Source organism: Paraprevotella sp., from assembly GCF_986071375.1.
Map to the genome: position 1 here is coordinate 87,148 of NZ_CFQRNQ010000013.1, position 26,814 is coordinate 113,961.

General features: G+C 50.9%; 11 protein-coding genes. 3 read left to right on the forward strand and 8 right to left on the reverse strand.

Going from position 1 to position 26,814, the window contains the following annotated elements; all coding sequences use genetic code 11:
• Positions 1-142 precede the first annotated feature (142 nt).
• The 6 genes from AC5RDV_RS08665 to AC5RDV_RS08690 all read right to left on the reverse strand — a co-directional run bounded on the left by AC5RDV_RS08665 (position 143) and on the right by AC5RDV_RS08690 (position 20,669).
• Positions 143-3,001: a LamG-like jellyroll fold domain-containing protein gene (locus AC5RDV_RS08665; protein WP_282748420.1), complete on the reverse strand. Its 2,859-nt coding sequence runs from the start codon at positions 2,999-3,001 to the stop codon at positions 143-145.
• A 213-nt stretch (positions 3,002-3,214) separates the two neighbouring features.
• Complete coding sequence (locus tag AC5RDV_RS08670) at positions 3,215-7,558, reverse strand: family 78 glycoside hydrolase catalytic domain (protein ID WP_282748421.1); 4,344 nt, start codon at positions 7,556-7,558, stop codon at positions 3,215-3,217.
• A 128-nt stretch (positions 7,559-7,686) separates the two neighbouring features.
• Complete coding sequence (locus tag AC5RDV_RS08675) at positions 7,687-11,655, reverse strand: hybrid sensor histidine kinase/response regulator transcription factor (RefSeq protein WP_282748422.1); 3,969 nt, start codon at positions 11,653-11,655, stop codon at positions 7,687-7,689.
• A 130-nt stretch (positions 11,656-11,785) separates the two neighbouring features.
• On the reverse strand, positions 11,786-13,963 hold the full coding sequence (locus AC5RDV_RS08680; protein ID WP_282748423.1) for a fasciclin domain-containing protein: 2,178 nt from the start codon (positions 13,961-13,963) through the stop codon (positions 11,786-11,788).
• Positions 13,964-14,014: 51 nt separating this feature from the next.
• Complete coding sequence (locus AC5RDV_RS08685; protein WP_282748424.1) at positions 14,015-16,486, reverse strand: glycoside hydrolase family 2 TIM barrel-domain containing protein; 2,472 nt, start codon at positions 16,484-16,486, stop codon at positions 14,015-14,017.
• A 157-nt stretch (positions 16,487-16,643) separates the two neighbouring features.
• Complete coding sequence (locus tag AC5RDV_RS08690; RefSeq protein WP_282748425.1) at positions 16,644-20,669, reverse strand: hybrid sensor histidine kinase/response regulator transcription factor; 4,026 nt, start codon at positions 20,667-20,669, stop codon at positions 16,644-16,646.
• 199 nt (positions 20,670-20,868) lie between these two features.
• Between AC5RDV_RS08690 and AC5RDV_RS08695 the strand changes: the two genes are divergently transcribed.
• The 3 genes from AC5RDV_RS08695 to AC5RDV_RS08705 are packed head-to-tail and all read left to right on the forward strand — an operon-like array spanning position 20,869 to position 25,061.
• The gene (locus AC5RDV_RS08695; RefSeq protein WP_282748426.1) at positions 20,869-21,498 is read left to right on the forward strand and encodes an Eco29kI family restriction endonuclease; all 630 of its coding nucleotides are present in this window, start codon (positions 20,869-20,871) and stop codon (positions 21,496-21,498) included.
• A gap of 1 nt (position 21,499) precedes the next feature.
• The gene (locus tag AC5RDV_RS08700) at positions 21,500-22,639 is read left to right on the forward strand and encodes a DNA cytosine methyltransferase (RefSeq protein WP_130893896.1); all 1,140 of its coding nucleotides are present in this window, start codon (positions 21,500-21,502) and stop codon (positions 22,637-22,639) included.
• Positions 22,640-22,679: 40 nt separating this feature from the next.
• Positions 22,680-25,061: a TonB-dependent receptor gene (locus AC5RDV_RS08705; RefSeq protein WP_282748427.1), complete on the forward strand. Its 2,382-nt coding sequence runs from the start codon at positions 22,680-22,682 to the stop codon at positions 25,059-25,061.
• Between the two features lie 123 nt (positions 25,062-25,184).
• On the opposite strand, the gene AC5RDV_RS08710 is transcribed toward AC5RDV_RS08705, so the two are convergent.
• Together AC5RDV_RS08710 and AC5RDV_RS08715 are read right to left on the reverse strand one after the other, a co-directional pair.
• Positions 25,185-25,589 carry a GNAT family N-acetyltransferase gene (locus AC5RDV_RS08710; protein WP_130894382.1) on the reverse strand — a complete coding sequence of 135 codons (405 nt, stop codon included), beginning with the start codon at positions 25,587-25,589 and terminating at the stop codon, positions 25,185-25,187.
• 35 nt (positions 25,590-25,624) lie between these two features.
• On the reverse strand, positions 25,625-26,566 hold the full coding sequence (locus AC5RDV_RS08715) for an Rpn family recombination-promoting nuclease/putative transposase (RefSeq protein ID WP_130893898.1): 942 nt from the start codon (positions 26,564-26,566) through the stop codon (positions 25,625-25,627).
• Between the last annotated feature and the right edge of the window lie 248 nt (positions 26,567-26,814).

The following is a 26,814-nucleotide window of genomic DNA, read 5'->3' on the forward strand; positions in this document are numbered from 1 at the left end:
CCCCCCCCGTTTTTGCAAACTTTTGTATTTTTTTGCATTGATTGTATTCCACGAATAGTTCCCGCTCCATAAACGGAACCGTCCCGGAAAACAAGGGAACTGTTTTCCGGGACGGTTTAGGGTGTGGTCGTGCGCATCCACGTTAAGGATGCCGTACCGTAAATTTCCTGCTGTCGTTCGCCTGTCCGCACCGGGCTTTCAGGATATACATGCCGTCAGGAAGTCCGCTGACATCGAATGAAGTAGTGGCTCCGTTCGTGCCTCTTTGGGTAAGTTGCATGTTGCCTTGCAGGTCGTAAATGTGGAAGTCCACTCTTTCCGGACCGTTGTCCAACAAGTAACGCACGTCGAGGCGGCGGTCGGCAGGCAACGGACCTACGTCGAACGTGCCTGGCTCGTCTTTCGGCGTGCCGCAGATACGGGTGGTGCCGTCTGCGAGCTTCTTGATGTCTTCAGCACTTAAAGCATAATCGTATATACGGAAGTCGTCGATACTGCCGTTGAACAACGGGTCGGCTGCAGACTGGCTGCGCCCGATGTAGTTCAGCAACGGGTGGAAGTCGGAAGGGCGCAAGGTCATGTCTTTTGAAGAAGCCATAAGTGCTCCGTTCAAATAGAGGCAAACTTCATCTTTTCCTATCGTGACGGCCAGATGTATCCATTCCTTGCGGTATGGCGTGATTCGTTCGCCGTCTAATTGATGTTCGTCTCCACCGTTTTTGACGGCAAACCGTATCCGGCCGTCATCCGAACGCACGGTGAGGAACATATATTCGTCTTCCCCGTTTCCGAAGTCAAACACGCGCTGCCAACTGTTGCCGCCTTGCCAGTACACCCACGTTGAAATGGTGGTTTCCTCATGGTCGGCCACGTTGGTCGGCAGTTGCACGTACTGGCCAGAACCGTCCAGAGCCAAAGCGTATTGGCCGGATTTTCCTTCGGTGTACACACCATCTTCCGGCATGACCCCGTGGCGGATGTTAAGGGTCGTGTCGTGGAGGTTTTCTTCAAATTCATAGCGTGCGAAGAGGGCATCCGTCGGGGCTACGCTTGCGCTTGCGGTCAAGGATGCCGGGGAACTATTCATCGAAGCATCCACAGTCTTGACGGTGTAATAATATGTCTTTCCCTCTTCGGCTTTGTTGTCCACAAAAGCCGTGTCCTCCACGTAGCGTGCGATGATTTCATAACCCTCCTCCGGAGTTTCCGAACGCAGCACGGTGTAGGTCGGGGCTGTGGCGTCTGCCTTTTCCCATGTCAGGAGCACGGAGGATGCGCGGATTTCGGCTTTCAGGCCGGTGGGAGCATCGATGTCGCGGATGCGCGGACGGATGCCGGTCGGGATGAAGCGCCAGAGTTGCGCTGCGCTTTCTTCGTCTGGTTCGGCCTGTACGATTTTGTTGCCTGATGTCTTGAGGCACAGCGAACTGTTGCGGTTGCGGATGCGGAACCATCCGTCGCCTGCATATTCCAAGTACCATTGTTGGTTAGTGCCCTTGTTGTTTTGGTAAAGTATGATTTCCGTGCCGTCGTCCATCGACCAGTTCAGTACGTCGAGCGTCTGGTTTGAAGTGCCCGAAAGAATCTGGTGGTAGCTGAACGCACCTCCGATGCGAGCGTCTACCGGATTTACATGCCATTGCAACGACTTTTTGCCTGTGGAATAAGTGGATGAGGTGAGGGAGCCGTTGTCGTTGTCCAACAGTTTTAGGTTGCTTTTGTTGATTAATGCGTAGGTGCCGTCCACCACGGGTTGCACGTCATCGCCCCACGTGATGTTCACCACGGTTTCGGCATTGGTCTGCCCGTCTTGGTAACTTCCCGGTGCTCCGCCCGGAAGTTCCATGACGTATTCCCGTTGCGGCCCGTGTCCGTCGAAGAACACGTCGCGCTCTTTAGAAAGGAAGCGGTAGGAGGTGGTGACGGCTTGCCGTTCGGATGTCCCGCCGAACGCCTGTACCTTGCCGTCCGGTGCACGGTAGACCGACGCTGCCGTCCAGTTGGGACGATGCTCCGCGTAGGCCAACCGTTCACCATGGCTCGCCTTGCAGAACTCGCCACGTGTGTATTCTGCCCATCCCCACCATATTCCGGTTTGCATGCCGTATTCCAAGCCTACCATGGCTTCCATGACGTTGTGCATTTCGTCATCGGTGGCATGTTTGCCGTCTTCTCTCACCGTGGTGAAGAATTGGGCGAAGTTGTCGAAACTTCCGGCCAGTTGGTGTGTGTTTCCCTCATCCAATTGGTCTTTCAAGTAATTGTACCATGACAAAGCTCCATCTGTATTCAGCGTGTTTCCGCCACACATGCGTATATTATTGAAACGTTCTTTTTGCTTTAACTCCGTGATGATCGCGGCGAACTCGGCTTTTCGTTTTGCCTCATTGGGTGAACCTTGGTTGTTGTACAGGTAATCCGGTTCGTTGAACGGGGCGACAGAGACGACCTCGTAACCGGCATCTTGGTAATATTGGGTGGAAAGGTCTATGATTTCTGCCCAATGGGCGGCGTTGGCTCCGTTCTCGTCCGTGTAATAAGTGCTCATGAAAGGCGCGTCACAATTAATCATGAGTTTGACATCGGGTTTGACCCATTTGAACATGTTGACGCGCATTTGCAGTGTGTCGATTGTCCCCTGTTGCATTTTTCCGTCCACGATGGGCAGGTCCGGTTGGAAGGATGTGCGTACCACGTCAAGGTTGTCCTTGCCCATGAAGGCGGCACTGCGTCGCAGGTTGTTTTCATCAAGCCATGCAATGTCTGCCCCCCATTCCACGTATTTATGGGTGATGCCCTTGTCCGAAAGCCGGAAGGGTACGACGCGGTCTGCCGTGGGTTGGGGCTTCAGGTTGCTGCTTGAGCTGAAATTTTGTGCGAGGGCCGGGAATGTGCTGCACCCGGCCAGCAGGATTGAAATCAGGTGTAATGTTTTGTCTTTAATTGATTGAAGTATATTGGATTGCAGTGCAAAGAAAAAGATTTTTGCTGATTTAGGCAAGCGAATGGCCGTTTTTTTATGGGGGAATGGAAAGCATTGTAAAGGAAAGCCTCGTCCGAAAATCATTCTGCGCCAAACGGGAAATCAATCTCAGGAGATTGAAAAATCGTTTGGCGCAGAATGGAAAATCAATCTAAGCCAAACGATTTGCTTGTTTCATTATGTTGGTATACAGAGCGTTATAAGGAAGTGCTTTTCTTTTCGGTTGTCATTTTATTTCTTGATAGCCTTTTCGGTGTAGCTGTGTTCCGGCGTGTCCACCCTCACCACGTAGATGCCGGGTGCCCAAGCAGACGTGTCGATGTTCCCACCACGGTGCTGGCGATACAGGATCTGCCCGTTGCAAGCCGTGACACTGGCGTAGCGGATGTCTTCGCTGCAAGAAAGATGGAGCCTGTCACAGAAGGGGGTGGGATGTATGCGTAAGTTTGGGGACATACTTTCTTCCACACGGTCGGGGCTTCCCTTTTCCATGTCGAACTGGTAGGTGCCCGATTGCAGTTCTATCACGGCCTTTCCGTCTACTATGCCTTTGAAGTCCACGCCTTCTGCTTCTTTCAGGTCTTTTCCACTTTCAGTGATGTTGTCTGTCTTTTCCATTAGGGGCAGATAGAGTGTGGCTGTAGTGTTGGCCGGTACGGTGGCCGTATAGTTGATGCGTCCGTCCTCTTTGTATTGCCATTCACTGCTGATACGCCCGTATCCGGACAGATGAGATGCCTTGGCCTGCGTGATGCGTTTTTGTCCGGTGGGGAATGCCGTCCTGAAGTCCGGAGTGGGTTGCAGGATGATGTGTTTGAATCCGGGTTGTGTTTCGTCTGCCTCGATGCCGCCCACGTAACGGAACATCCATTCCGACACCACACCGTAGGAGTAATGGTTGAAGGAGTTCATGATCCACGGGTGCTTGTTGAACCCGCCTTCCTTGGTGTAGGAGTCCCAACGTTCCCAAATAGTCGTGGCTCCTTGGTCTACGCTGTACAGCCACGATGGGTTCTCGCGTTGCAGCAGCAGGTCGTAGGCCAAGTCATCCATGCCTTCCGCGCTGAGTGTCTGGTTTAGGATGCTCGTGCCGAGGAATCCGGTGCTCAGTTTGTAACCGTTGTCTGTGATTTTTTTGCGCAGCACTTCGCGGGCTTTCCCTATGGCGGTTTCGGGTAACAGGCCGAACTTCAAGGCCATCAGGTAAGAGGCTTGCGTGGATATGTTGGGCAGGCCGTCGGAATTGAGATACCTGCGTTGGAATTCTTCCTTGATGTTTTCGTAGAGAGTGCTGTATTTCAGTGAATCCAAATAGAAACGGTCGGCCTGTGCCTCGCTCAGCACTCCTGAAATCTTGCTCATCAGTTGGGCCACGTAGGCATAATAGCATACGCTGACGTAGCGTCCGTCCGTGGTCTCGTAAGAGAGCCAGTCGCCTGTGGCCGTACCGGCACCGTTGTACTTGAAGCCTCCTCCGCTTTGTGTGGAGAGCCAATCCATGTAGAGGCTCATGGAAGCGTAGCTTTCGCTCAGTACACTTTGGTCGTCGGTCATGAGATAGACGGTCCAAGGTACGATGACTCCGGCATCGGCCCATCCTGAGTTACCGAAGCCCCAGAAGTTGCAGAACGGTGCGATTTCCGGATATGCCCCGTCTTCGCGTTGGCTTTGGCGCAGGTCATTCAACCATTTACGGTAGAAGGCACGTGTGTCCGTATTATAGGAAGCCGCGCGTGCGAACACTTGTGTGTCGCCCGTCCAACCGAGGCGTTCGTCGCGCTGCGGGCAGTCGGTGGGCACGCTCAGGAAATTGTCGCGTTGGCTCCAGATGATGTTGCTGTAAAGTTGGTTTATGTCCGGATGGCTGGTTTCAAAAGTAGCCAGTTCTTCGAGGTCGGAACCGACGAATTCTCCCGTAAGTTTGCTGATTTCCACATCCGAGGTGGTTGTTACTTCGCAGTAACGGAAGCCGAAGAAAGTGGTGGAGGGTTGGAATGTCTCGCCCTCTTCCGTTCCTTTCAGCGTGTAGTGGAGTGTGGCTTCCGCCGTGCGGAGATTGTAGGTGTAGAGGCTTCCGCCCGGTCCGTCATTGGCGCGGTCGGCTGCTCCCGTGTCGTTCAGCATTTCCCCGAACTTGAAGCGGAGCTTCGTGCCGCGTTCTCCTTTGGTCGTGAACCGTATCCATCCCGTCATGTTTTGTCCGAGGTCGAAAAGGGCGGTTTCACCGGCTTTCAGCCGGAGGGTTTCCGTGCCTTCCAATGTACGGACCACATTGATGGTGCCGTAAGTGGTGCCGGAGGCTTTCGTGCCTTCATATACGGTGATGGTCTGGGGCGTGCGGCGCAAGAAGTCGCGCACCTTGACCGTGGGGCTGCGGAAGGCTGTGATTTCTCCGTTGAATTCTGTGTTTTCAGCTGTGGCGAACCATTCGGAGGTATCATATTCCGGCATGCTCCAGTCGCTTTCGCGGCGTGCGTCATACGTCTCGCCGTTGTAGATGTCTCCTGAAATGACGGGGCCGCAGTAAGAACAGCTCCAGTCCGTTCCGGTTACGATGTTTTCTATCGTGCCGTCTTCGTATTCAAGCCTTAGTTTGGCGATGAACCCGAGCGAGGGGGAACCGTACATGCCATGTGCGATGGCTCCGCCCCACCAGCCGTTACTCACTTGTGCGCCGACTGCGTTTTCGCCTTCTTGTATAAGAGGGGTCACATCGTAGGTCATGTAGTTGATTTCTTTCCGGTAGTCGGTCCAGCCCGGTTTCAGTTCATCATACATGGTCGTACCGTCTTGTCCGACGCGCTTTCCGTTAATGAACAAATCGAATACCCCAAGAGCGGATGCGTAGATTTTAGCCGATTTCACCGTGCTTTTTGCAGTGAAAGCCTTGCGGAAAAGAGGGATGCCCTTTTCTGTACCGGTCTGCATGGCACAAGTCTCTTCGTAAGTGGAGTGTACGCACAGCATTTTGCTGCCTTTCTTCGTTATCACGGTACCGTCGCTGAATGCCATTCCGGCTCCTTCGAAATCTTCGGAGAAAGTCACGGTACCTTGCGTGCCGTCCTCTTCGTCGTAGGTGGTCACTTTGATGTTGTCATAATACGCCATCTCGTCCATGGTCAAGTCGTGGTAGGTGCGGAAGCCAATCAGGCCGTTTTTCAACCGGCCGGACGTGTCGGTATAGGTGTCCACAAGTGTCCCGTCGATATAGGTCTCCACAGTCGTGCCATTCACCTTGAGGGTCAGATGGTGGAGCGAGCCGGTGAGTTCGGCCTTAGTGAAAAACTTGCCTAAATCGGCATCGTTGGAGCTGAACGCACCGTTTGTTTTCACGTGGCGGCGCAAGAACGGTGTTTCTTTGTCGCGCACATTGATGCCCCACAGGTGGAAATTGTCCGTGTCGTAGCCTGAAAAGATTATGCCTGCGTTGTCACGCTCGATGAGGAAATCCAAATCGAGTGCATATACCGTTGGAGTGTTCATGGGATTGTACCAGGAATAGGAGGCTTCGATGAACAGGCGTCCGTCCTTGATTTGTCCTGTGGTAAAAGGGTTGTTTTCGTCCGAGAAGTCTTCGTGAAGCAATATTTTTGGACTCTCTCCCTCTAAATCGGTTACGGTAAAGTTGTCGAAATAAGCACGTTCCGTATCATTGTAATTGTTTAGGGCGCGGTCCTGGCGGATGCCCACCGTGCCGTATCCGTAATCTCCACCGTCGGGATTCGTTCGGGTGTCAATCAACACGTCGTCGATGTACGTACGCGCCACGTCACCGTCCACTTCGATGCGCAGATGGTAGGACTTATGCAGTTGCACGTCGATGAACGGGCGAAGGTCTATCTCTGCCAGGCAGGTCGCGTCCGCGAGGTCGGGGCCGCGCCAGATGTGTGGGCGGAAACGGGGATAACTGGCTTCGAGGTTCACTTGCCACATATAGTAATGGCTGTGCTCGGCATTCGAGGCAAAGATGATTCCTGCGGAAAGGTTGTCGATTTCGAAATCCGCCTCTATGGAATAGTGCGTGATGGCGTTTTCGGATGTAGCCAGTGGCGTGTCGGTCGCCTTGATCCAGCGTGCGCCGTCCCATCCGCTGCCGAGCAGTCCGGTTTCAAAATATGCTTCTTCGGACGACGTAGATTCACGTCCTTTGTTGTCCCATACGGTCACAGTCCAATAATAACGGGTGGAAGGAGACAATGGGTTGCCGTCATAAGGCACGTCTATCTGGCGGTCGGATTCGATTCGGCCGGAGGTCCATACCTGTTCGCTGTGGGCGGCATCGGTGAATACGGAGATTTCATAGGCGGTTTGCCGGATGCCCCGTTCATTGTCTGCGTCCATCATCCAACTGAACATAGGTTTTTCCACATCGATACCTACAGGGTTTTTCACGGCTTCCGTACGTAGTCTTTCCACTTCCATGGCATAAGAGGAAAAGGGAGACAATAGGCCGACGGCACACCAAAGGGCGGTGCGGCGGATCAAGGAAAAAGGGAATCTCTGATGAACCGGACGGGTATGTTCCGGCAGGAAAGTGCCGGAGGTTGTCCGGCTTTTGTTTCTGTTCTGTTTCATGTTATGACAATGTATAAGATGTTTCCGGATGCAAAGCTAAAGGAAACCGGATGGATGAGGGTGTAACAGATTGCCAAAAGGGTGGAAAATCGCGGCAAAGCGTATTTTTCAAGGGAGATACGCACTTGTCATGCCCGATTTCCCATGTCCGGCCTGTCTTGGAACTGTCTGGGCGTTTGGCCGTATTCCTCCTTGAAGCACTTTGCAAAATACTTCGGGTCGTTGAAGCCTACGGCATAGGCCACTTCGGACACGGTCATGTCGGCTTGCCGTAGCAGGCGGCAAGCCGACCGGAGACGGATATTCTTTACGAAATCCATCGGGGTAAGCCCGGTCATGGCTTTGAGTTTGCGGTTCATGGTTGATTTGGACAGCTTGGCTTCTGCGGCGAGGCAGTCCAGATTGAAGTCGCTGTCCGTGAAATGGCTTTCTACGGTCTTCACCATGTTTTCCAGAAAGGTCTTGTCCCGGTTCTGGTAAGGTAGGACATCGCAGTCTGTATCCGGTGCGTGAAGGAACTGTCGGCTGCGTTGGCGGTATTGCAGGAGCAGGTTGTCGATGCGGGTGGTGAGTACGCGAATGTCAAAAGGTTTGGTCAGGTAACCGTCCGCTCCGGCTTCGTAGCAGGCCGCATGGGTGTCGTCCGTGGCTTGTGCCGTGAGGATGATGACGGGAATATGGCTAGTGGACAGGTCGTTCTTCACCTCTCGGCAGAGTGTCAGTCCGTCTGTGCCAGGCATCTTCAGGTCACACACCATCAGGTCTATATTTTGGTCTTGGAGCCGAGAGAATGCCAGTCTTGCGTCGTGGGCTGTTATGATGTGGTAGCGTTGTCCGATTAAACGCCCGATGGAATCGGTGATTTCAGCGTTGTCGTCCACGATAAGTATGGTCGGACACAGCCTTGCGGACGGAGAATGTGCGAGTCCGTCGGTTGACGGTCGTGTTGTATCGGTATCCGGATGGTTCACTATCGGTGGCTGGCAGATTTCTTCTGGTTGGTAGGCAGTTTCTTCTAACGGCAGATCGATGGTAAAACGGCTGCCTTTGCCTGGTGTGCTTTGCAAGTCCAATGTGCCGTGGTGCAGGTAGACTAATTCTCGTGTCAGGGACAGCCCGATGCCATTCGATTCGGTTCCGTTGGCTTGAGGGGAGCGGTAGAATCGGGTGAATACTTTGGTTTGTTCTTGGGCGGAGATGCCGATGCCTTCATCCCATACTTCCAACCGTAAGTGCTTGCCATCGTCTTTCTTTGCAGTACGTAGCCGTATGCCGACGTTATGGCGGGATGGTGTGTACTTGACGGCATTGGAAAGAAGATTGAATACCATTTCTTCCAATTTGTCCGCATCGTAGAAACCGTAAATGTCCTCAGGGAAGATGTCCAGGTTAAAGTCAATCTCTTTTTTGCGGGCCAGTAATGTGAAGTCCGTTTGTGCAATGTGGCGTATAAAAGCCGCCACATCACCGTAGCTTGCCTGCAAGGACAGGCTTTTCTGTTCGGCTTTCCGGAAGTCGAGTACTTGACGGATGAGCTTTTTCAGGCGGAGGATATTGTCGCGCAGGCCACGGGTTATAGGGGAACCGGAGGGGCTGTTTTGTTCGATTTCATCGGTCAGGCAGGACAGGACGGTGAGCGGAGTGAGCAGTTCGTGGGAAACGTTGGTGAAGTATTCCAACTTTGTCCGGGCGATTTCTTCGCGTAACAGTTGTGCGTTCTTTTTGCGCAGGTGTTTGGCGTAAAGACGGAAACCGCATACGCACAAGACAAGAAACATGACGGCATAGGCTGTATAAGCTGTCCAGGTTTCAAACCATCGGGGGCGTTTGACAACGGTATAAATGGTGCTTGGACCTGTAGTGTGCCCGTTTTCGTCCATGCCCCAAACCTCTAATGTATAGGTTCCTTTAGGCAGGCGGTCGTAGAAAGCCGTGTGTACACCGGATCTGAGTTGTATGGGGTTCCGGTCTAGGTCGGCAAGCCGGTATGCTATGCGGATGTTTCCGGAAGAAGAATATGTAAGGGAGGAAAAACGGAATTCGATGCGGGAGGCTTCCGGTGGCAAGACAATCAGCCCGCCGTTCCATGAAAATCCTTCGCAAGGGTCGGTCTGCATGCTTCTGTCTTCGATACGTAAGTCCGTGAGAAATATCTTGTCCGGCTTTACTTCCGGTTGCGGTTTGTCGGTACGTATGGCGATGAATCCTCCATGGCCTCCGGCGTATAACAGTTTTTTATGTCCTGTACACGATGCGTTGTTGCGGAAGGCATATACGGGGATATGCTTGTCTTGTGTGTTGTAAGTATGCCGGGTACGCTTCTCTGGGTCATACCGGATGACGGCACTCGGCGTGACAAGCCATAAGTCTTTACCGATGGCTTCCAAATGGAGCACCGGTGACATGTCAGGCAAACCGGACAAGGTATGGTCCGACCATTTGGAAGCCTTTGGATAGAAACTGTAGAGGCAGCCCAGTTCCGTAGCCATCCAGATGTGTCCGGTGCTGTCGCAGCAAAGGTGCCGGATGCGGTCGTGCGGGGACAAGGGTAGTTTATAGCGGGTTGTGGGGCGGATTCCTGTGGGATAGGTATGCATGCAAGAGAGCCTGCCGGTAGCATCGCTTATCCATAGCCGGCCTTGTTGGTCTTCGCAAAGGGCATTGACGTTTCCGGGGAGGTTTGTGACTGCGGCGAGAGGATGGCCGTCCGGTTTGAATACGAACAGTTTCCTTTCTGTCATGACCCATAAACGGCCTGCCGGGTCTTCAAGTATTCCGGTGACATGGCCGGTTTCTGCCCCGTCGTGGGCTAAAAGCAGCGTATCGGTGAAGCGAATGTCCATACCCTGACGTTGTGCCCGGAACACGGTCGGGACAAAAGCCGAGGCGATCCATACCGTGTTGGGAAACCGGGAACGGGCGATGAGATTGACTTCCACATTCCTCTTTTGGGAATAGGGATGGAGGTTGTAGGTCCCGCTATCCGGGGCGTACAGCCCGATGCCGTTGCGTTCTTGATTGAACCATAGTACACCGCCCTCATCTTCGTACATGCAGTTGATGTTGGTATCAAATCCTAATGTTTCCTTGATGAAAGGCAAACTGTGCCCCGATAGCTCTTCCGGGCAGAAAGATATATGGTAGCCTGCGTCGAATGCTCCTAACCAAAGGTCTCCTTCCCGGTCTCTCAATAGAGTGGAAAACATCCGGTTGCGGTCGAAAGGGACAGATGCGGACGAGAAATGCAATATGCCGTCTGTGGGACGGTTGAATATGTGCAAAGCATTATAGGAAAGCATCCAGAGTTGTCCGTTGTGCCCGTCTTGTTCTATATCGAAGAAAATGTCGTCTGCCACGTCCTGGTGTTCGTACATGTCCGCGCCGTTCCGTTCGGGATAAAAACGGAAAAGCCCGTCGCCCCATGTGCCTAACCAATAATGTTCGTCGCGATCTTGAAACAAGACAAAAGGTATGTTGGCGTTTCCTATGGCCGGATAGCCGGTGAAATGGTCTTTTTCAGCATCCCATCGGAACAAACCTTTGCCCCAGGTCAATATCCATAAGTGTTGGGCGTGGTCTTCATAGATGGAGGTGACGGCGGCTTTCAGGTCATATCGTCGAAGGATATGCAATTGTTCGTCGCATCGGTACAAGGCTTGTGCCGTGGCAATCCATAACTGCTGTTTTTTGTCAGTGTACACATATTTGATTTCCGTATGACAGAACGCTCCATTCAGGACAGGCATCCATTTCCATGTTTGTTTATCGAACAGGTTCAGTCCGTTTTGTGTACCGATGAATACGCGGTGTTCCGTGTCGGTAATCAACGTAATGGAGTTGTCCGTCAGTAGGTCGGGATGTAAGGGATCAGATTTGAACACTATGGTTTCGTATCCGTCATAACGTGCTACACCATGGGTTGTGCCAATCCATATCATGCCTTCGCGGTCTTGATGAAGGGAAGTGGTTTCTCTTGAGGGAAGCGAAGAGGCAAACGGAAGGGGCGTGGCCGAGTAATCCCGTGCGTGCAGGGTAAAGAACGAAAGGAACAATCCGGACCACAGGAGCGTGAGGAATATGAAATCGCGGCTTTTCATGTAGGATTAATTTGTACAAAGTTACGAAAAGAAATGGGATGGGACGCATTTTTGATGAAAATATGTTCCTTTATTTTTTATATGTCAATACCACGCTAATCAGGCGTGGTATTGGCTAAAGGTATTTTGTTTAATAGATGTCTTCCCCGATACCGCCTGGACCGCAGATACTTATGGGGACGAGTTCCATATAGTCTAAAGAGAAGCCTCCGCTGGTGGCACTGGACAGCACGGAACGTAAGCGTATCGTATGGTGCCGGTTGGGTTGTACCTGCACTTGGCAGATTTTCCGCCGCAACAAATCATTCTGATTGTAAAAGATGACGCATTTGGACGGGTCATAAGCCGGAGTTGTGGTAGTGCCGCTTCCCCCGAAGTAGTAGTATACTCCCTTGGGTGCACTATAATAACCATTGTTTTTCATTGTCCGGGCATTTTCCTGCAGTTCTTCTTCCGTATAAATTCCTGCAGCACCGTCTTTTTCGCTTCTTACACCGTTCCATCCGTTGTAAAGTCCCCCAATATTAGGTGCATCAGCTTTATCGCGCATGTCTATCGGGAGCCCCTGTGGTACTCCGTCTACATAAACCTGTCCGATGCCACGGCTTCCCAACGCGCAGTATCCGAGACGAAGTTCGTATTCTCCGGGCGGTACGCATGGCAGTCTGAACGTCACGTCATAGCTCGTGCCCAATACGGCGATGTCGTCTCCTTGGTAATTGGACCAATAGATGATTGGCCGTTTTACGATGAACATGGTGTTCTCGCTGAATGACATGTTTTTCAAGTAGCCGGGAGGAAGGTAATAGTTGAAGCCTCCACCTTCCGTCCCGTCTTCGCTGTTGTCACCGCTGTTGTACTCCTTAAGAGGATTGCCGCACAACCGCATGTTGTTGTTCGTCAGTTCCGGCCATAAGAGTTCAAAATCTATGCGCATCCGGGTATTCATGACGGTGTTGCGCATGACAGGGTCGTAAGCTACCACGTCGTCGATGTAATAGTAAGCCACGTTCAAAGAGTAGTTCTCTTGTTCCGGAACGGTCAGATGGGCACCCCGGATCCGTTCGTAATTGTTGTATTGGGAAGCATGGCAATGATTGACATAAAATTCGGAGGGATATTCGACAGCCGGGTCTACCGGACGGTACACCTTTTCCAATTTGATGGTGGAGAAGTCGAGCAGCGTGCTGACCCAGTCCGTCGGGTCGGCGTATGCGGTGTGGATGCCGATGGTGTTTACCAGTTTGGCCGTACTGCTGAACAGGCGGTCGATGATGTGGTAGGAGAGGAACATGTTCAGAGGGTTGTACTTGTGGGTCAATGAACCTTTGTTCCAGTACAGTTCCTTATATGTCTTGTCAGAACCCGGAACGGTCTGGTTCAGGCCGAAGATGGCTTCCGCATCTGCCCCGCTGTATTTCTCCGCAGCCAATTCGTATAGGGCATCGATCTTTTCGTCCATGGTCATGCTTTCGTTGAAGCGGTCGGGGTATTTCCCGTACAGGTCTTTGTCCGGCACGATGAGAAGGGTGAAGCCGCTGTACCGGTGGTCCGGAAGTTTGGCCACGTAGTCTTCATTTCCGATGCGCATGCTTTGGGTAAAAGGGGCATACTTCCCTTTTTCCTGTTCGTATTCTTCGTCCCGGTAACGGTATAAGGAATCTATCAGTCCCGTCCGCCGGAGGGCTTCGTAATAAATCTGGAAATCCTCGTGATGTTCGTCCAACAGAGTGGAACCTAAACTGGTGCTGGGTACCAGGACACGGTCAACCGGATGTACCACGCCGTTTTCCACGGAGTCGTTTTTCAATTCGTTGATGATGGCGGCCCGGCGGTTGACGATGGTCAAGGCCATTTGGTTGGCATCCAACGTATCTCCCTTGCTTTCGAAGATGAGTGGTAAGTCCAGTTCGTTGTTTTCCTGTTGCGTTTCGGGCAAGTCGTAAGTGTACATGATTCTTTCTATGATGCACGCCCTCAACAGCGTATCGCAGAATGAAGCGGGAATGTCTTCCACAGATGCATATCCTTTCTCTTTCAGGAAAGCTTCCACGCCCGCATTGGTCGCGGGAAAGAAGGTGCGTGAGCCACGGCTTCCTAAAAAGTCCATTTTCCCGGCTCGTTCCGCAATGCGTTTGAAAAGACAGAAGTTCTCATGTTCGATGAGAAAATCACTCATCATTTCTCCCGTGAAGGTGTAATAGCTTTCTGCCGGCATGTCATCGTTGCAACCGGTGAACAAGTTTGCCTGTCCTGCCAGAAGCAGGACAGTGCAAACGAATTTAGAGAGTTTTGACAGACGTTTCATGGTCTCAAAAAATGAATTCAGGTTAATAATATGGTTTTGTTTCTTTCTAGGCTATTTTACGTCGAGGCTGACGGAAGCCTTTTTCACTCCCTTGCCTTTAACAGTCAAGGTGAGGTGGCCTTTTTCCCGTCCGCTCTTCACGACGGCCATGGCACGGCCTTTCCAAGCCTTGCGTTCCGGAACGGTGTAAGCCGTGCTGTCTTTCAAATCGGCGCTGCATGTAGCCAACAGTGTGCCGGAACCTTGTAGCTCGAATGCCAACAGGTTGTCGGCATTAGGCACCACCCGTCCTTGTTTGTCCGTGATTTCAGCCACGACATAAACCAAAGACTCGCCATCGGCCGAGATTTCCGTGCGGTCGGCCGTCAACCGGATGCGTGTCGGTTTTCCGGCTGTTTCCAAAGTACGTGATTCTTTCTCCTGCCCGTTTTCTACGCCTGCGACGCGAAGGATACCCGGGGCGTAAGGCAAGGTGAAGATGGCTTTGAATTCTTCTTCCCGGGTCGTAGCCTTTTCACCGATGAGTTTGTCGTTCAAGTACAAACGTACGGATGGGTAACGGGAGTAAATCTCCACGTCGATATTCTTTCCCTCATGTCCGGGCCAGTTCCAATTCTCCCATGTGGGCCAAACGGACCATTGGGTTTCCTTGATTTCTCCGTAGTATCCGGAAGGTTCCTTTACGGAGAGGAACAGTTTGTTGCGTTCGGGGAAGAAGAGCATCTCGCGGTAGTAGGATATGGGTTTACGACATCCGGTAAGGTCGATGTCACCGCAATAGGCACCGTGCCACGGGAACTGGTTGCGGTGGTAATGCTCACCCTCCGATTCTCCTTTGTAATAGAAGCGTCCGATACCCGATTCGCCGAGGTAGTCGATAGCCGTCCACACGAAATCTCCGATGATATAGGAATGGTCGTTGACCCGTGCCCAGTTGGCGAATGCGTCGCGTGGGTAAGATTCCGTCTGCATCATGATGCGCGAAGGGACGCGTTCGTGGTCCGACGGTCCTTTGTGCATCATGTAGTTGTAACCCACGATGTCATGTGCGGCAGCCAACGGGTCGTAGATTTCCCAGTCGCTGTCCCATGCCGCAAGGGCAGATGTCACCGGACGGCTCGGGTCGAGGCGGCGTACATGGCCTGCCAAGGCGTATGCCGTAAGGACGGCTTCGGGCGTTTTGCGCTCGATGATTTCGTTCCCGATGCTCCAACAGAAGATGGACGGGTGGTTGCGGTCGCGCAGTACCATGGATTCGATGTCTTTCGTCCACCATTGGTCGAACAGGATGGAGTAGTCTTTAGGCGTTTTGGCCGACCGCCATCCGTCGAACGATTCGTCGATGACCAACAGTCCCAAGTGGTCGCAAGCATCGAGAAAGGCTTCTGATGGAGGGTTGTGCGAGGTGCGCACGGCGTTGAATCCTGCCTCTTTCATCAGCCGTGCCTTACGCCATTCTGCATCGCGGTAGGAGGCGGCACCGAGCGGACCGTTGTCATGATGGAGGCATCCGCCGTTCATTTCTATGGCCTTACCGTTCAGAACTAATCCTTTTTCGGCATTGTATTCCACGTGGCGTACCCCGAACGTAGTGGTGACCGTGTCGGCCGGTTCTCCGTTGGCCGGTACGAGGCAACATACCATCCGGTAGAGGTTCGGTGTTTCAGGACTCCAGAGCTTGGCGTTTTCAAAAGGAAATTGCAGTTTGATTTTGCTTGTCCGGTTCGCTTCAAGGGTGACGCTTTCTTTTTGTGTGAGAACGGTGTGGCCGTCCAAGTCTGTGACCGTGCAAAGCAGTGTGGCCGGGAGGGCGTTATTGCGGTTGGCGAGCGTGGTTTCCACTTCCACCTGCGTCTTTTGGTCCACTTTTTCGGTGGTGATACCTATGCCCCACGGTTCAAAGTGTGCTTTAGGGGTACGGATAAGTTTCACGTTGCGGTAAATGCCGGAACCGGTGTACCAACGGCAGTTCTTCTGTCCCGAGTTGTCCACACGCACGGCAATGACATTCTTGCCTGCTTTGAGGTAAGGCGTGATGTCGTGGTAGAAAGATGAATAACCGTAGGGGCGTATGCCGAGATTATGTCCGTTGACGAATACTTCCGCGTTCATGTAAACCCCTTCGAAATAGAGGGTGGTTTCGGGATGTCGGCTATCCGGAGTAAAGTTGAATGTCTTGCGGTACCAACCGATGCCAGTGGGGTAATACCCTCCATCGTTACCGGCCGGATTGTCTGCTTCAGGACGGCCTTCGATGCTCCAGTCATGGGGCAGGTCCAACGTGCGCCAATGGTTGTCGTCGAAGTCCGGATGCGAGGCTGCAGCGGTATCGCCTAAAAAGAATTTCCAATTCCTGTTAAAGTTTACTTCCCGGTTTGAACGTGTAGCGTTCGGAATGGCAAGCTCGTCTGCACGGGAGAAGTTGGCAGAAACCGGGAGGGCGTTTCCGATTCCGAATGCGAAAAAGAGGGCGGCCACCCACTTCAGCCGGCTACTCCGGTGTGTACGTAAGTTCGTTTTCATTTGAATCTGTATTTTTTTTATGTGTTTTGATTGATTTGTTTGCAAAACTATATGAAAAGGAAGGTTACAGAGGAGTAAAAAACTGCCAGAAAGGGGGTAAAATCCTATTCTGGCAGTTTTTTACCCCCTTCCCGACTGTTTTTTGCCTGTTACGGTTTTATTTTTCTTTCTCTTGGTATTCGCGGGGTGTCAGTCCGAACTCTTCTTTAAAGCACTTGGTGAAATATTTGGGCGAAGAGAAGCCCGTGGCATAAGCGATTTCACTGATGTTCCGGTCGCGGCGTGAAAGCATCTCGCAGGCATACTTCAGCCTGATGTTCCGGATAAATTCCAAAGGTGTAAGCCCGGTCATGGCCTTCACTTTGCGGTGGAGGGTGGATTTGGACACATTCAAATGGCCGGACAGTTGTTCCAAATCGAATCCTTCTTCGGCCAAATGGGTGTGGATACAGTCTGCCATGTCCTGAAGGAACTGGGTGTCGTTGGAAGAATATTCCAGTTCGGCCAGACAGACGTGGTCTTCCATCCTGAAAGCCTGTTGGCGGTTCCGGTAGGTATGGAGCAGGTTGTCTATCCGGGCGGCTAGCACTTTCAACTCGAAAGGTTTGGCCAAATAACCGTCCGCTCCGGCTTCATAACAATCTACCCGGTCATCCGCGCTCTGTTTGGCTGTCAGCATGATAACGGGAATGTGGCTGGTTTCGAGTTGTGATTTAAGTTTCCTGCACAAGGCGAATCCGTCCATGCCCGGCATCATGACATCCGATACGATGAGGTCTACGGCGCTTGCCTTGAGTTGTTTCAGAGCCTCCAATCCGTTTTCTGCCGTGAGCACCCGGTACTTCGTGGCCAATATCTTCTCCATCATTTCCAACAGTTGCGTGTTGTCGTCCACAAGGAGGATGGAGGGACGGTCGTTTCCGGGTTCTCCGGCTTCAGGAGACGGCTCTTGCGGCATAGGGGAGAAAGCTTTTGGTGAAGTGAAGTCTTGTGTGGGTGCTTCAGCATCTGTCAGCTGTATTTCGAGGTTTTCTTTTGCGGAGACGGTGGGCGGAAGGTCCAGGGGAAGGGCCACGGTGAAACAGCTTCCCTTTCCCGGTTCGCTTTTCAGTGTTAATCTGCCATGGTGCAAGGTGGTCAATTCCCGTGCCAATGCCAACCCTATGCCGTTCGATTGTCCGCTACGCCCGTTGCTTCCGGTGTAGAAGCGGTCGAATATCCTTTGTTGTTCTTTGGCCGGTATGCCGACACCCTCGTCTTGTACGGTGAATATCACGTCTTTTTCTGTTCCGTTTTGCCGTATTTCCACGATGAAATCGACATTTTTTCCACTTGGCGTGTATTTGACGGCATTGGAAAGCAAGTTGTAGAGTATCTTGTCTGTTTTGTCAAAATCCAGTGTGCCCCGGCATTCGCCTTCCGGAATTCGGAGGTTCAGCCGTACGCCTTTCTGTTCAGCCAAAGGCCAGAAATGGTGGGTACACAGTTGACGGGCGAAAGCGAAGATGTCGCCTTCTTCGGGGCGAAGTACCATGTTGCCGTTCTCGGTCTTACGGAAATCCAGGACTTGTTGCAGCAGGCGTTTCAGCCGGTAGATGTTGTGGCGCAACACCGTGGTCTGGCGTTTTTCGGTCGGATACTTCCGTTCCCAGTAGTCACCTACGCAGGATATCACGCTGAGCGGCGTAAGCAAGTCGTGGGAGATGTTGGTGAAATAATCCAGTTTGGCTTGTGTCAGGGCTTCTTGGAGTTGTAATCGGTTGCGGCTGCGCAATCGTTGCAAGTACAGCCTCAGGAGTACGTAGATGAGAAACAGGGCAACGGTTACGTAGGCCGCGTAAGCCCAAATGGTTTCGTACCAAGCCGGAAGTTGCGTGAGGCTGAGCAGCGTGGCGGGAGCCTGCCATTGCCCGTTACGGTCTGTGGCTTTTACGACCAACCGGTAGTATCCCTTGGGCAGTTTCTGGTAATAAGCCGTGTTTTCTCCTTCTTGCAGGTAGTTCCAATCGGTATCGAGGCCTTCCAACCGATAAGCGTAACGTACTTTTCCGCTTCGTGCATAATCTAATGTGGAAAAACAGAGGGAAAGGTTGGCTGCTTCAGGTTGCAAGGTAAGCGTGTGCCGGTCGGGCTGTCCGGACGCGTACCGCCCGGAGGGATTGAACAGCATACTGCGCGTACCGCTTTTGAAGTCGGTCAACATCACCGTACGTGAAGGGGCTTTAGAGCCGGATGAAGATGGGGGAGTGACTGATACGAAACCGCCACGTCCTCCGGCGTAGAGTGTACCGTTGGCCGAAAGGAATGCAGCTTGGTCGCGGAAGATGGGGGAAGACATATTGCCGTCCGAGGAAGTGTATTGTTGCAGGTTGTGGCTCCGTGTGTCGTAGTGGATGAAACGGTTGTGGGAGATGATCCAAAGGTGGTGGTTTCGCCACAACAGATTCAATATTGTCATGCCTTGCGTGTCGAAACGGTCGCTGAAATCTTGGAAAACCGAATCCTCCGGTTGGCCGTACAGGATGCGCCCCAGATTGGTGGCTACCCAAAAGCCGCCCGAGTCATCGGGACAGAGAAAGCGCGCCTCCTCGTCCTCGTGGTTCTGGAAGGCAAGTGTTTGCGGAATACATGCCATGCGTTTCCCTTCCACCGTTATTATATATAGACGTCGGGAAGTGGCGGCCCAGACGGACACAGCGTCTCTATGGGCAAAGGCGGTAAAGTGCAGGCTATCGGGCGTGGAGAGCAAGGACGTGCCGTCGGCAGGTTGGCAAAGCATACGCCCTCCGCTGCGCAACCAAAGTTTGCCGTCCGATGTTTCTTCCATCTGGTTGGCGGGAACATAATCACCGGAAGCGTCGGACAACCGGATGCGGCGGTTTACCTTAAATGTTCCTTGTTCGTATGTCAACAGGTACACTTGGTTGCGGTGGGGAGCTGCTACCCATAAGCCGCCGCTGACAGGACTGGATGCCGTGACGCGGGCATCTACCGTCAGGTTCTGGATTTCGGGGGTAGCGAAAACGGTTTTTCCGTGTTGCGGCCCATGGAGGCAGAGACCGAAGCGGTCTTGGATGAACCAGAAGCGCCCCTGGGTGTCGCGGTTCAAAGTGAGCAGATTGGGCATCCAGTCCAAGGTCTTGCGCAGGTCGTCCAACGGGTAGCTCCGTATGGTTTCCGTATGAAACGTGAGCAACGTGCCCCGGTCGTAAGAACTGAGCCACAGGTTGCCATCGTGGTCTTTCAGGATTTTGGTGTACATTTTGCCCGTGTCTATGTATTTGGGTAAAGCCACGGGGATCAACTTGCCGGTACGGTCGTCATACTGGAATGCGTACAGGTTGTTATAGGACAAGGCCCAAATGTAACCGAACGTGTCGTCTTGGCTTGTACTGAAGAATTTGCTGTCTGCCACTTTCCCTCGTGGTGACTGTATGTCCTGATGGATATATTCCACATGTCTCAAGGTTTCATCGGTCAGGAGTTGCCACAGTCCTTCTCCCCAGGTGGTGAGCCAGTACCGCCCGTCCCTGTCTTGGAAAAGCGTGAAAGGAGAGTTGGTCTGTCCCACCGGCGGCAGGTGGCGCAGGTGTTGTGTACTGTCCGTATAGACGAAAATCCCATTCGACGTGCATATCCACAGGCGTTCTTTTCCTTTCTCATAAAAGAAAGAGTTGATGTAAGACGGTTTGCCGTTTGGGGAAGGCAGGTTGATGGAGGTATATTCATGGTATGGGAAACGGGACTCCAATAGCCGGTCGTTCAAGGCTATCCATATACGACTTTTCCCGTCGGAACAAAGAGAGCGGATGTAGGCGGTCTGTAATGGGGCTTCTCCCGGTGTGGTAATCCGGTAAGTCCGTTTGTCGACGAGGTTCAGTCCTTTTCTCGTTCCAACCCAAAGGTATGCACTGTCTTCCGCAATGCAGGTGATGTGGTTGTGGGTAAGCCGGCCCGGATGTCGGTAGTCTGTTTGGAACGTTTGCAGGCGGTAACCGTCGTAGCGCGACAAGCCGTTCGTTGTGCCTATCCAGACAAAGCCGTCTTCGTCCTGATAGAGTTCCGTCATTTCGTTGGATGGCAGCTCTCCGGCGAACGGAAAGTCCATTGACCAGATGGCTTGTGCCGGAACTTTCAGGGAAAGTCCTAACCAAAACAGTAACAGGTAGAAAGTATTTTTCATTCGCATCCCATCCGAAGTATGATGGACAAAGGTAGTGAAAAAATAGGCTTATTCGTCAGATTTTTATAAAATCCTCAACTTTTCCGTCTTTGGCTCTCATTTTTACCAGTAAAAAGTGTAATTTTGCAACTATAAGTATATTTGCCGATAATTATAAGCTAAGAAGATTTTATAATATACCTTCCTTAAAAAGTATAGAATGAATGATGTTTTTGACAGGTCTAAGCATGTGTATAAATCGAATGCTTTTGAAGAAATAATAAAAGATACCATACGTTTTTTCAATGGTACGCCTGTTCATGAATTGCCACCTCCGGAAAATTTCATAGGTACAGGGGTGTATGCTCTATATTATATAGGGAAGAATCCTTATTATAAGATACTTTATGATTTAAACAGGTTGGAGTTTAAGCAACCGATTTATGTAGGTAAGGCCGTGCCGCAAGGTTGGAGGCAGGCAAGGATAGTTGGGAAATCTCAAAGTTCGCATGAACTTTACAGAAGGTTATGTGAGCACGCAAATAGTATCAACCAGGTGCATAATTTGGATTTGAAAGATTTCCATTGTCGTTTCATGATATTGGAAAATGCCGCTTGTGATATGATAGGAACTATTGAAGCGGCATTAATCCGTTGTTATACTCCGGTATGGAATAGCTCGATAGATGGGTTTGGCAATCATGATCCCGGAAAAGGACGATATAATCAGTCCAAATCAGATTGGGACGTATTGCATCCAGGACGGAGTTGGGCTTATAAGTGCCAAGGTAAGGCTTTGCCTTTGGTTGATGTAGAAAGGAAAGTCTGTAAGTATTTATCGGGAGAGTAATATGATTAATAGTTTGGAAATATTTTCAGGTGCTGGAGGTTTAGCAAAGGGTATTGAAATGGCGGGTGCTCGTCATCAGGCTTTTGTTGAGTGGAATGGAGATGCTTGTAAAACTTTAAGATGGAATTACTCACCTGATATTGTTTTTGAAACAGATATACGGGATTTTCAATTTTCTCAGTTCAGTAATATAGATGTTATTGCGGGAGGTCCTCCATGCCAACCTTTTTCTTTGGGTGGAAAGGCTTTGGGATACAAGGATGATAGGGACATGTTTCCATATGCAATTTCCGCTATTCGACAGTTAACGCCTAAAGTTTTTATTTTTGAGAATGTAAAGGGCTTGCTGAGGCAGTCATTTGCTCGATATTTTAGTTACATCATCCTGCAACTTACTTATCCTCATGTGGAGTTGAAAAACTTGGACTGGGAGAGAAATCTTTCATTGCTTGAACGTATTCATACAGAAGGTTCTTATAAAGAATTAAAGTATAATGTAATATTTAGGTTGCTAAATGCGGCAGACTACGGTGTCCCACAAAGGCGTGAACGTGTGGTTATTGTCGGCATCCGGAATGATTTAAATGTGGCTTGGAATTTTCCAGAAGGAACGCATTCGCAGGAAGCATTACTTTGGGATAAGTATGTAACTGGAAGTTATTGGGAGAGGCATAATCTCATCCCTCCTTTTGGGGAACAAAGACAACAGGCCTTGCAAAAGGAACGTTTATTGTCTCAATATGGAATGTTTCCACCGGTAAAGGCTCCTTGGCAGACTGTACGTGATGCTTTGCAGGGCTTGCCTGTTCCGCTTGAAGCAAGTGAATCGTACGATGAACATCTGTTAAGAACCGGTGCAAAAGAATATGCCGGGCATACCGGCAGTGATATTGATCAGCCGTCCAAAACCATAAAGGCTGGAGGGCATGGGGTACCGGGAGGGGAGAATATGATAAAGTATCCTGATGGGAAAGTACGTTATTATACCGTGCTTGAAGCGAAACGGATACAGACATTTCCTGATGATTATTCCATATCTGGTTCTTGGACGGAAGCGATGCGACAGATAGGTAATGCCGTACCTGTGAGGTTGGCCAATGTGATAGCAGAATCATTGTTCAAAAGCGTATTTGAGTGTTGAAATGCGTTTTGCATTTTTTTTTGTATGAAAACAAATTGGGATGAAGAAATTTTTCTGCGGATGGCTCTTATGTAGTCTCTTGGTGGTGCAGGCAGTTGCACAGTCTTCTTTTCGTGTGACGGGCAAAGTGATAGACCGGACGAGCCGCCAACCGGTGGTAGGGGCTTTTGTGTTTCCTACTTCGATGGACACCTTGCGTGCGGTGACTGATACGGCCGGTGTGTTCGTATTACCTCACGTGCCGCCCGGTATTTTTTCATTCCGGGTGACGGCGGCCGGATATGTGCCGCAGGATACACCGGATTATATCGTTTCGGCTGTCACGCCCGAAGTGAACGTTGAATTGGAGGAAGATGTCAAGTCGTTGCATACTTTGACTGTACGTCCTAAGTCGTATGGCAAGACAGCTGAGGCTCCGGTGAGCGTGCAGGTCATAGGGCTTCGCGAGATAGAGAAAAGCCCTGGAGCCAACCGGGACATTTCGCGTATCGTGCGCGGTTATCCGGGTGTGGCCTTCTCTCCGGTGGGATACCGTAACGATTTGATAGTGCGGGGCGGCGGTCCGTCGGAGAACCGTTTTTATATGGACGGCATAGAGATTCCGAACATCAACCATTTTGCCACGCAGGGAGCTACGGGAGGCCCGGTGAGCATCGTCAATGCCGATTTGGTGCGTGAGATTAAGTTTTATACGGGTTCGTTTCCGGCCGACCGTGCAGGAGCCTTGAGTTCCATGCTCGATTTCCGTTTGCGCGAAGGCTCTTCGGAGCGTCAGACGTTCAAGGCTACTTTGGGAGCTTCCGAGGCCGCCTTGAGCGGGAGCGGCCATATCGGGGAAAAGACGACTTACCTGTTCTCCTTGCGCCAGTCTTATTTGCAATTACTTTTTAAAATGATAGGTTTGCCTTTCCTTCCGAACTATATCGACGGGCAGTTTAAGGTAAAGACCCGTTTGACGCCGTACGACGAACTGACGGTGATGGCATTGGCCGGAGTAGACCGGATGGAACTGAATACGGATTTGGCGGGAGAAGACGAAGGTTCGGATTATATTTTGAGCTATCTGCCCAAGATAGAGCAAGAGACTTTTACGGTAGGGGCTTCTTACCGACATTATGCCGGAAGGCATGTGCAGACGTACGTATTGAGCCACAATTACCTGAACGACAAGAATCTGAAATACCGGAATAATGACGAGGGTACTGAGGAGAATCTCACGCTTCGATTGCGTTCTACAGAGCAAAAGACCACGTTCCGTGCAGAGAATATGATGACGTTGCCGGGTGGCTGGACGTTGAAAGAGGGTGCGGAATTGAACTACATGGATTATACCGACCGTGAACGCCGTCTTTTGTCGGTCGGGGACTGGTCTGTCTACCGTACCCATTTGGGGCTTGTCGCCTATGGTGCCTCGTTCTCTGCGGCTTATACGGCTCCGGAAGAACGATGGAGTGCGTCGGTCGGGGTGCGGGCAGACGGCAATAATTATTCGTCGCGCATGTCCCGTCCGTGGGAACAGCTATCTCCGCGCGCTTCTTTCCGTTATGTTTTCTCACCCCATTGGTCGACGGCAGCTTCGGCAGGTTGGTATCACCAATTGCCGCCTTACACGGCGTTGGGCTATAAAGACGCGACAGACCGGTTGGTCAACCGGGATTTACGTTATATGAATGTGGCGCAGGCAGCTTGGGGCGGCGAATGGAAAGCCAATGACCGTTGGGCTGTATCGGTAGAAGGGTTCTATAAGTCTTATCACCGTGTGCCGCTTTCGTTGGCCGACGGGGTTCCGTTGACTTGCAAGGGTACGGATTATGGTGTGGTAGGCAACGAGGCATTGGTGTCTACGGCGCAAGGCCGTGCCTACGGAGTGGAAGCCTTGATGCGTTGGACTTTGCCCGACCGTCTGAACCTGACCGGTTCTTTTACTTGGTACCGTAGCGAATACCGTGCCGACCGTCATGCCGCTTATGTCCCTTCGGCTTGGGACAATCGAGTGATTCTGAACATGAGCGGTACGTATGATTTCCCACACCGTTGGAGCGTAGGATTACGGTTGAGTTGCATCGGCGGCTCTCCTTATACGCCGTACGATGAGATAGCCTCGTCCTACGTGACGTATTGGGATGCGAATGGGAAGTCAGCCTACGATTACAGCCGTTACAATGCAGAGCGGCTACCAGGTTATGCCCAACTGGATGTGCGGGTGGACAAAGAATTCTTTTTCAAACGTTGGCGCCTGGGATTGTATCTTGACTTACAGAATGTGACCGTTAGCAAACTACGTCAGCCGGATGTGTTTATGAGTACCGGCGTTGTGTCGAATCCCGAAGTGCCTTTGAAGGAGCAGCGTTATGTGATGCGGCGTATAGAACAAATAAGCGGGACACTGTTGCCCACGTTAGGGGTGACGGTGGAGTTTTAGGTTAGCAATCGTAAACAGCGTTATTGCAGTTGCAGCCATCACCTTTTCAGTAGTTGGTATTTTACGGCCTTTGACAGGCATCATTCTTACAACAAATATTGAAACCGTTTAATTGGTTGATATTTAGAAGCTTTTTCCATATACCATACTGTACATGTCAAAGCCATCGGCCCAATAGTCCTTTTTGATTTCATGTAGGACAAATCCTTGTTTTTCGTAAAATTTATAAGCTGCTTGTGAGGTTCTCACCGTTATTCTTTGAATACCGGGAATGGTTTTCAGGATTTCAAGTCTATGGTTTAATAACTTTGTCCCTAATGACTTGCCTTGAAATTTCGGATGTATCATGTCCCAACTTATTTTCCCGACCGTTTTGTTTTCTGCAAAATTTATTCCACCACTTCCGATGACAGTTCCATTGACGAGTAGGACGTAATACCGTTCTATTTCTTTGTCCAAATATTTGTTTAAATCATCCGCTTCCTTTTCTGCGAAATAATCGGGCGTGTTCAACTTGATTAGATTCATGACGGCTTCTTTGTCTGTCGGTAGATATTCTCTAATTATAACTTTTCTATTTCGTTGGCATTCAATCCTGTGCATTGTACAATGATATTTGTGGGAATACCGTTGGATTTCATTTGGAGGGCTATCACTTTGGCTTTGTGCTGTTCTCCTTGCTCAAATCCTTGTTCCAAACCTTGTTCCAAACCTTGTTTTAGTCCTTGTTCCAGTCCTTGTTCCAATCCGCGTCTCAGACCTCGTTCCAAGGCTTTGTGCTCGGCTGTGGCAATAGTGTTTTGCCAGTCCCGATACACTTTCAGGCTTTCCTCGTAGCGGTCATATTCTTCTTTGGTGAATTTGGCGATTTCGGCAGCTTTGAACAGTTTGGTGAAGACGCGTTCTTGAAGTGCCGCAGGCTTCTCCATGAGGCGCGTCAGGTTGCGTAACACGAAGAGCCATTTGTCGAACATGTTGCTTAGCTCATTTTCCTGTTTGTTGAATTTCGGCATTTCGAGATAGATGAAAGTCAACTTGTCGTAGAACACTTCCTGAGTCTTCCTGTCCGTCAGTTGTACCTCGTGGTGGTAGTATGTGTCATGCTTGTGGTCGAAGGTGAAATTGAGTATGCCAATGACATAGACGGCCTTGAGTTGGTAGTCCCAACTCCCTTTCTTTCCTTGTTCCTGTATGGGGAACGTGGAATAGTAGAGGCTTCTGTCCTTGAAGAACTGTTGTTCTCCACGTTGCATTTCCACTAAGATTTTTTCTTCCCTTTCGTTTTCGCAGTACACGTCGAATACGGCCCGCCGGTCTGCCTCACTGATTCCGAGATGTTCGGTGTTGAGGTAGGTGAGGGACTTTATTTTTTCTTTGCCATGCAGTAAACTGTTGATGAAACTGAGCAACAAGTCTTTGTTCATTTCTGTGCCGAACAGTTTCTTGAACCCGAAGTCGGTGTAAGGGTTCACGTAACGGTCTTCATTGAATATCTTCTTTCCCATGGTTGTATTCCGTGCTAAAGGGTCGGTGTGACGATGCAAAGGTAATCTTTTTTGCTATATGAAGCAATTCCAAAGAGGTATTTCTTTGGTACTGTTGGCAAGGTCAAATGCCGGAGGGCTTCTTTCCTTTTCTTTGGTGTTTGGGACTTCATTTAACTCTTTTTGTAGAGATACAGGTCTTGGAAATCGGAAGTCTCCAACGGCACGATCCTGTAACGGTTACCCTTTTCCGTATGCCGCCGTTCCAC

Bases quoted from the DNA above. Each gene is read 5' to 3' on its own strand.
- AC5RDV_RS08685 (WP_282748424.1), bottom strand. From the start codon at position 16,486: ATGAAAACGAACTTACGTACACACCGGAGTAGCCGGCTGAAGTGGGTG.
- AC5RDV_RS08695 (WP_282748426.1), top strand. From the start codon at position 20,869: ATGAATGATGTTTTTGACAGGTCTAAGCATGTGTATAAATCGAATGCT.
- AC5RDV_RS08700 (WP_130893896.1), top strand. From the start codon at position 21,500: ATGATTAATAGTTTGGAAATATTTTCAGGTGCTGGAGGTTTAGCAAAG.
- AC5RDV_RS08670 (WP_282748421.1), bottom strand. From the start codon at position 7,558: ATGAAACAGAACAGAAACAAAAGCCGGACAACCTCCGGCACTTTCCTG.
- AC5RDV_RS08680 (WP_282748423.1), bottom strand. From the start codon at position 13,963: ATGAAACGTCTGTCAAAACTCTCTAAATTCGTTTGCACTGTCCTGCTT.
- AC5RDV_RS08705 (WP_282748427.1), top strand. From the start codon at position 22,680: ATGAAGAAATTTTTCTGCGGATGGCTCTTATGTAGTCTCTTGGTGGTG.
- AC5RDV_RS08710 (WP_130894382.1), bottom strand. From the start codon at position 25,589: ATGAATCTAATCAAGTTGAACACGCCCGATTATTTCGCAGAAAAGGAA.
- AC5RDV_RS08715 (WP_130893898.1), bottom strand. From the start codon at position 26,566: ATGGGAAAGAAGATATTCAATGAAGACCGTTACGTGAACCCTTACACC.
- AC5RDV_RS08675 (WP_282748422.1), bottom strand. From the start codon at position 11,655: ATGAAAAGCCGCGATTTCATATTCCTCACGCTCCTGTGGTCCGGATTG.
- AC5RDV_RS08690 (WP_282748425.1), bottom strand. From the start codon at position 20,669: ATGAAAAATACTTTCTACCTGTTACTGTTTTGGTTAGGACTTTCCCTG.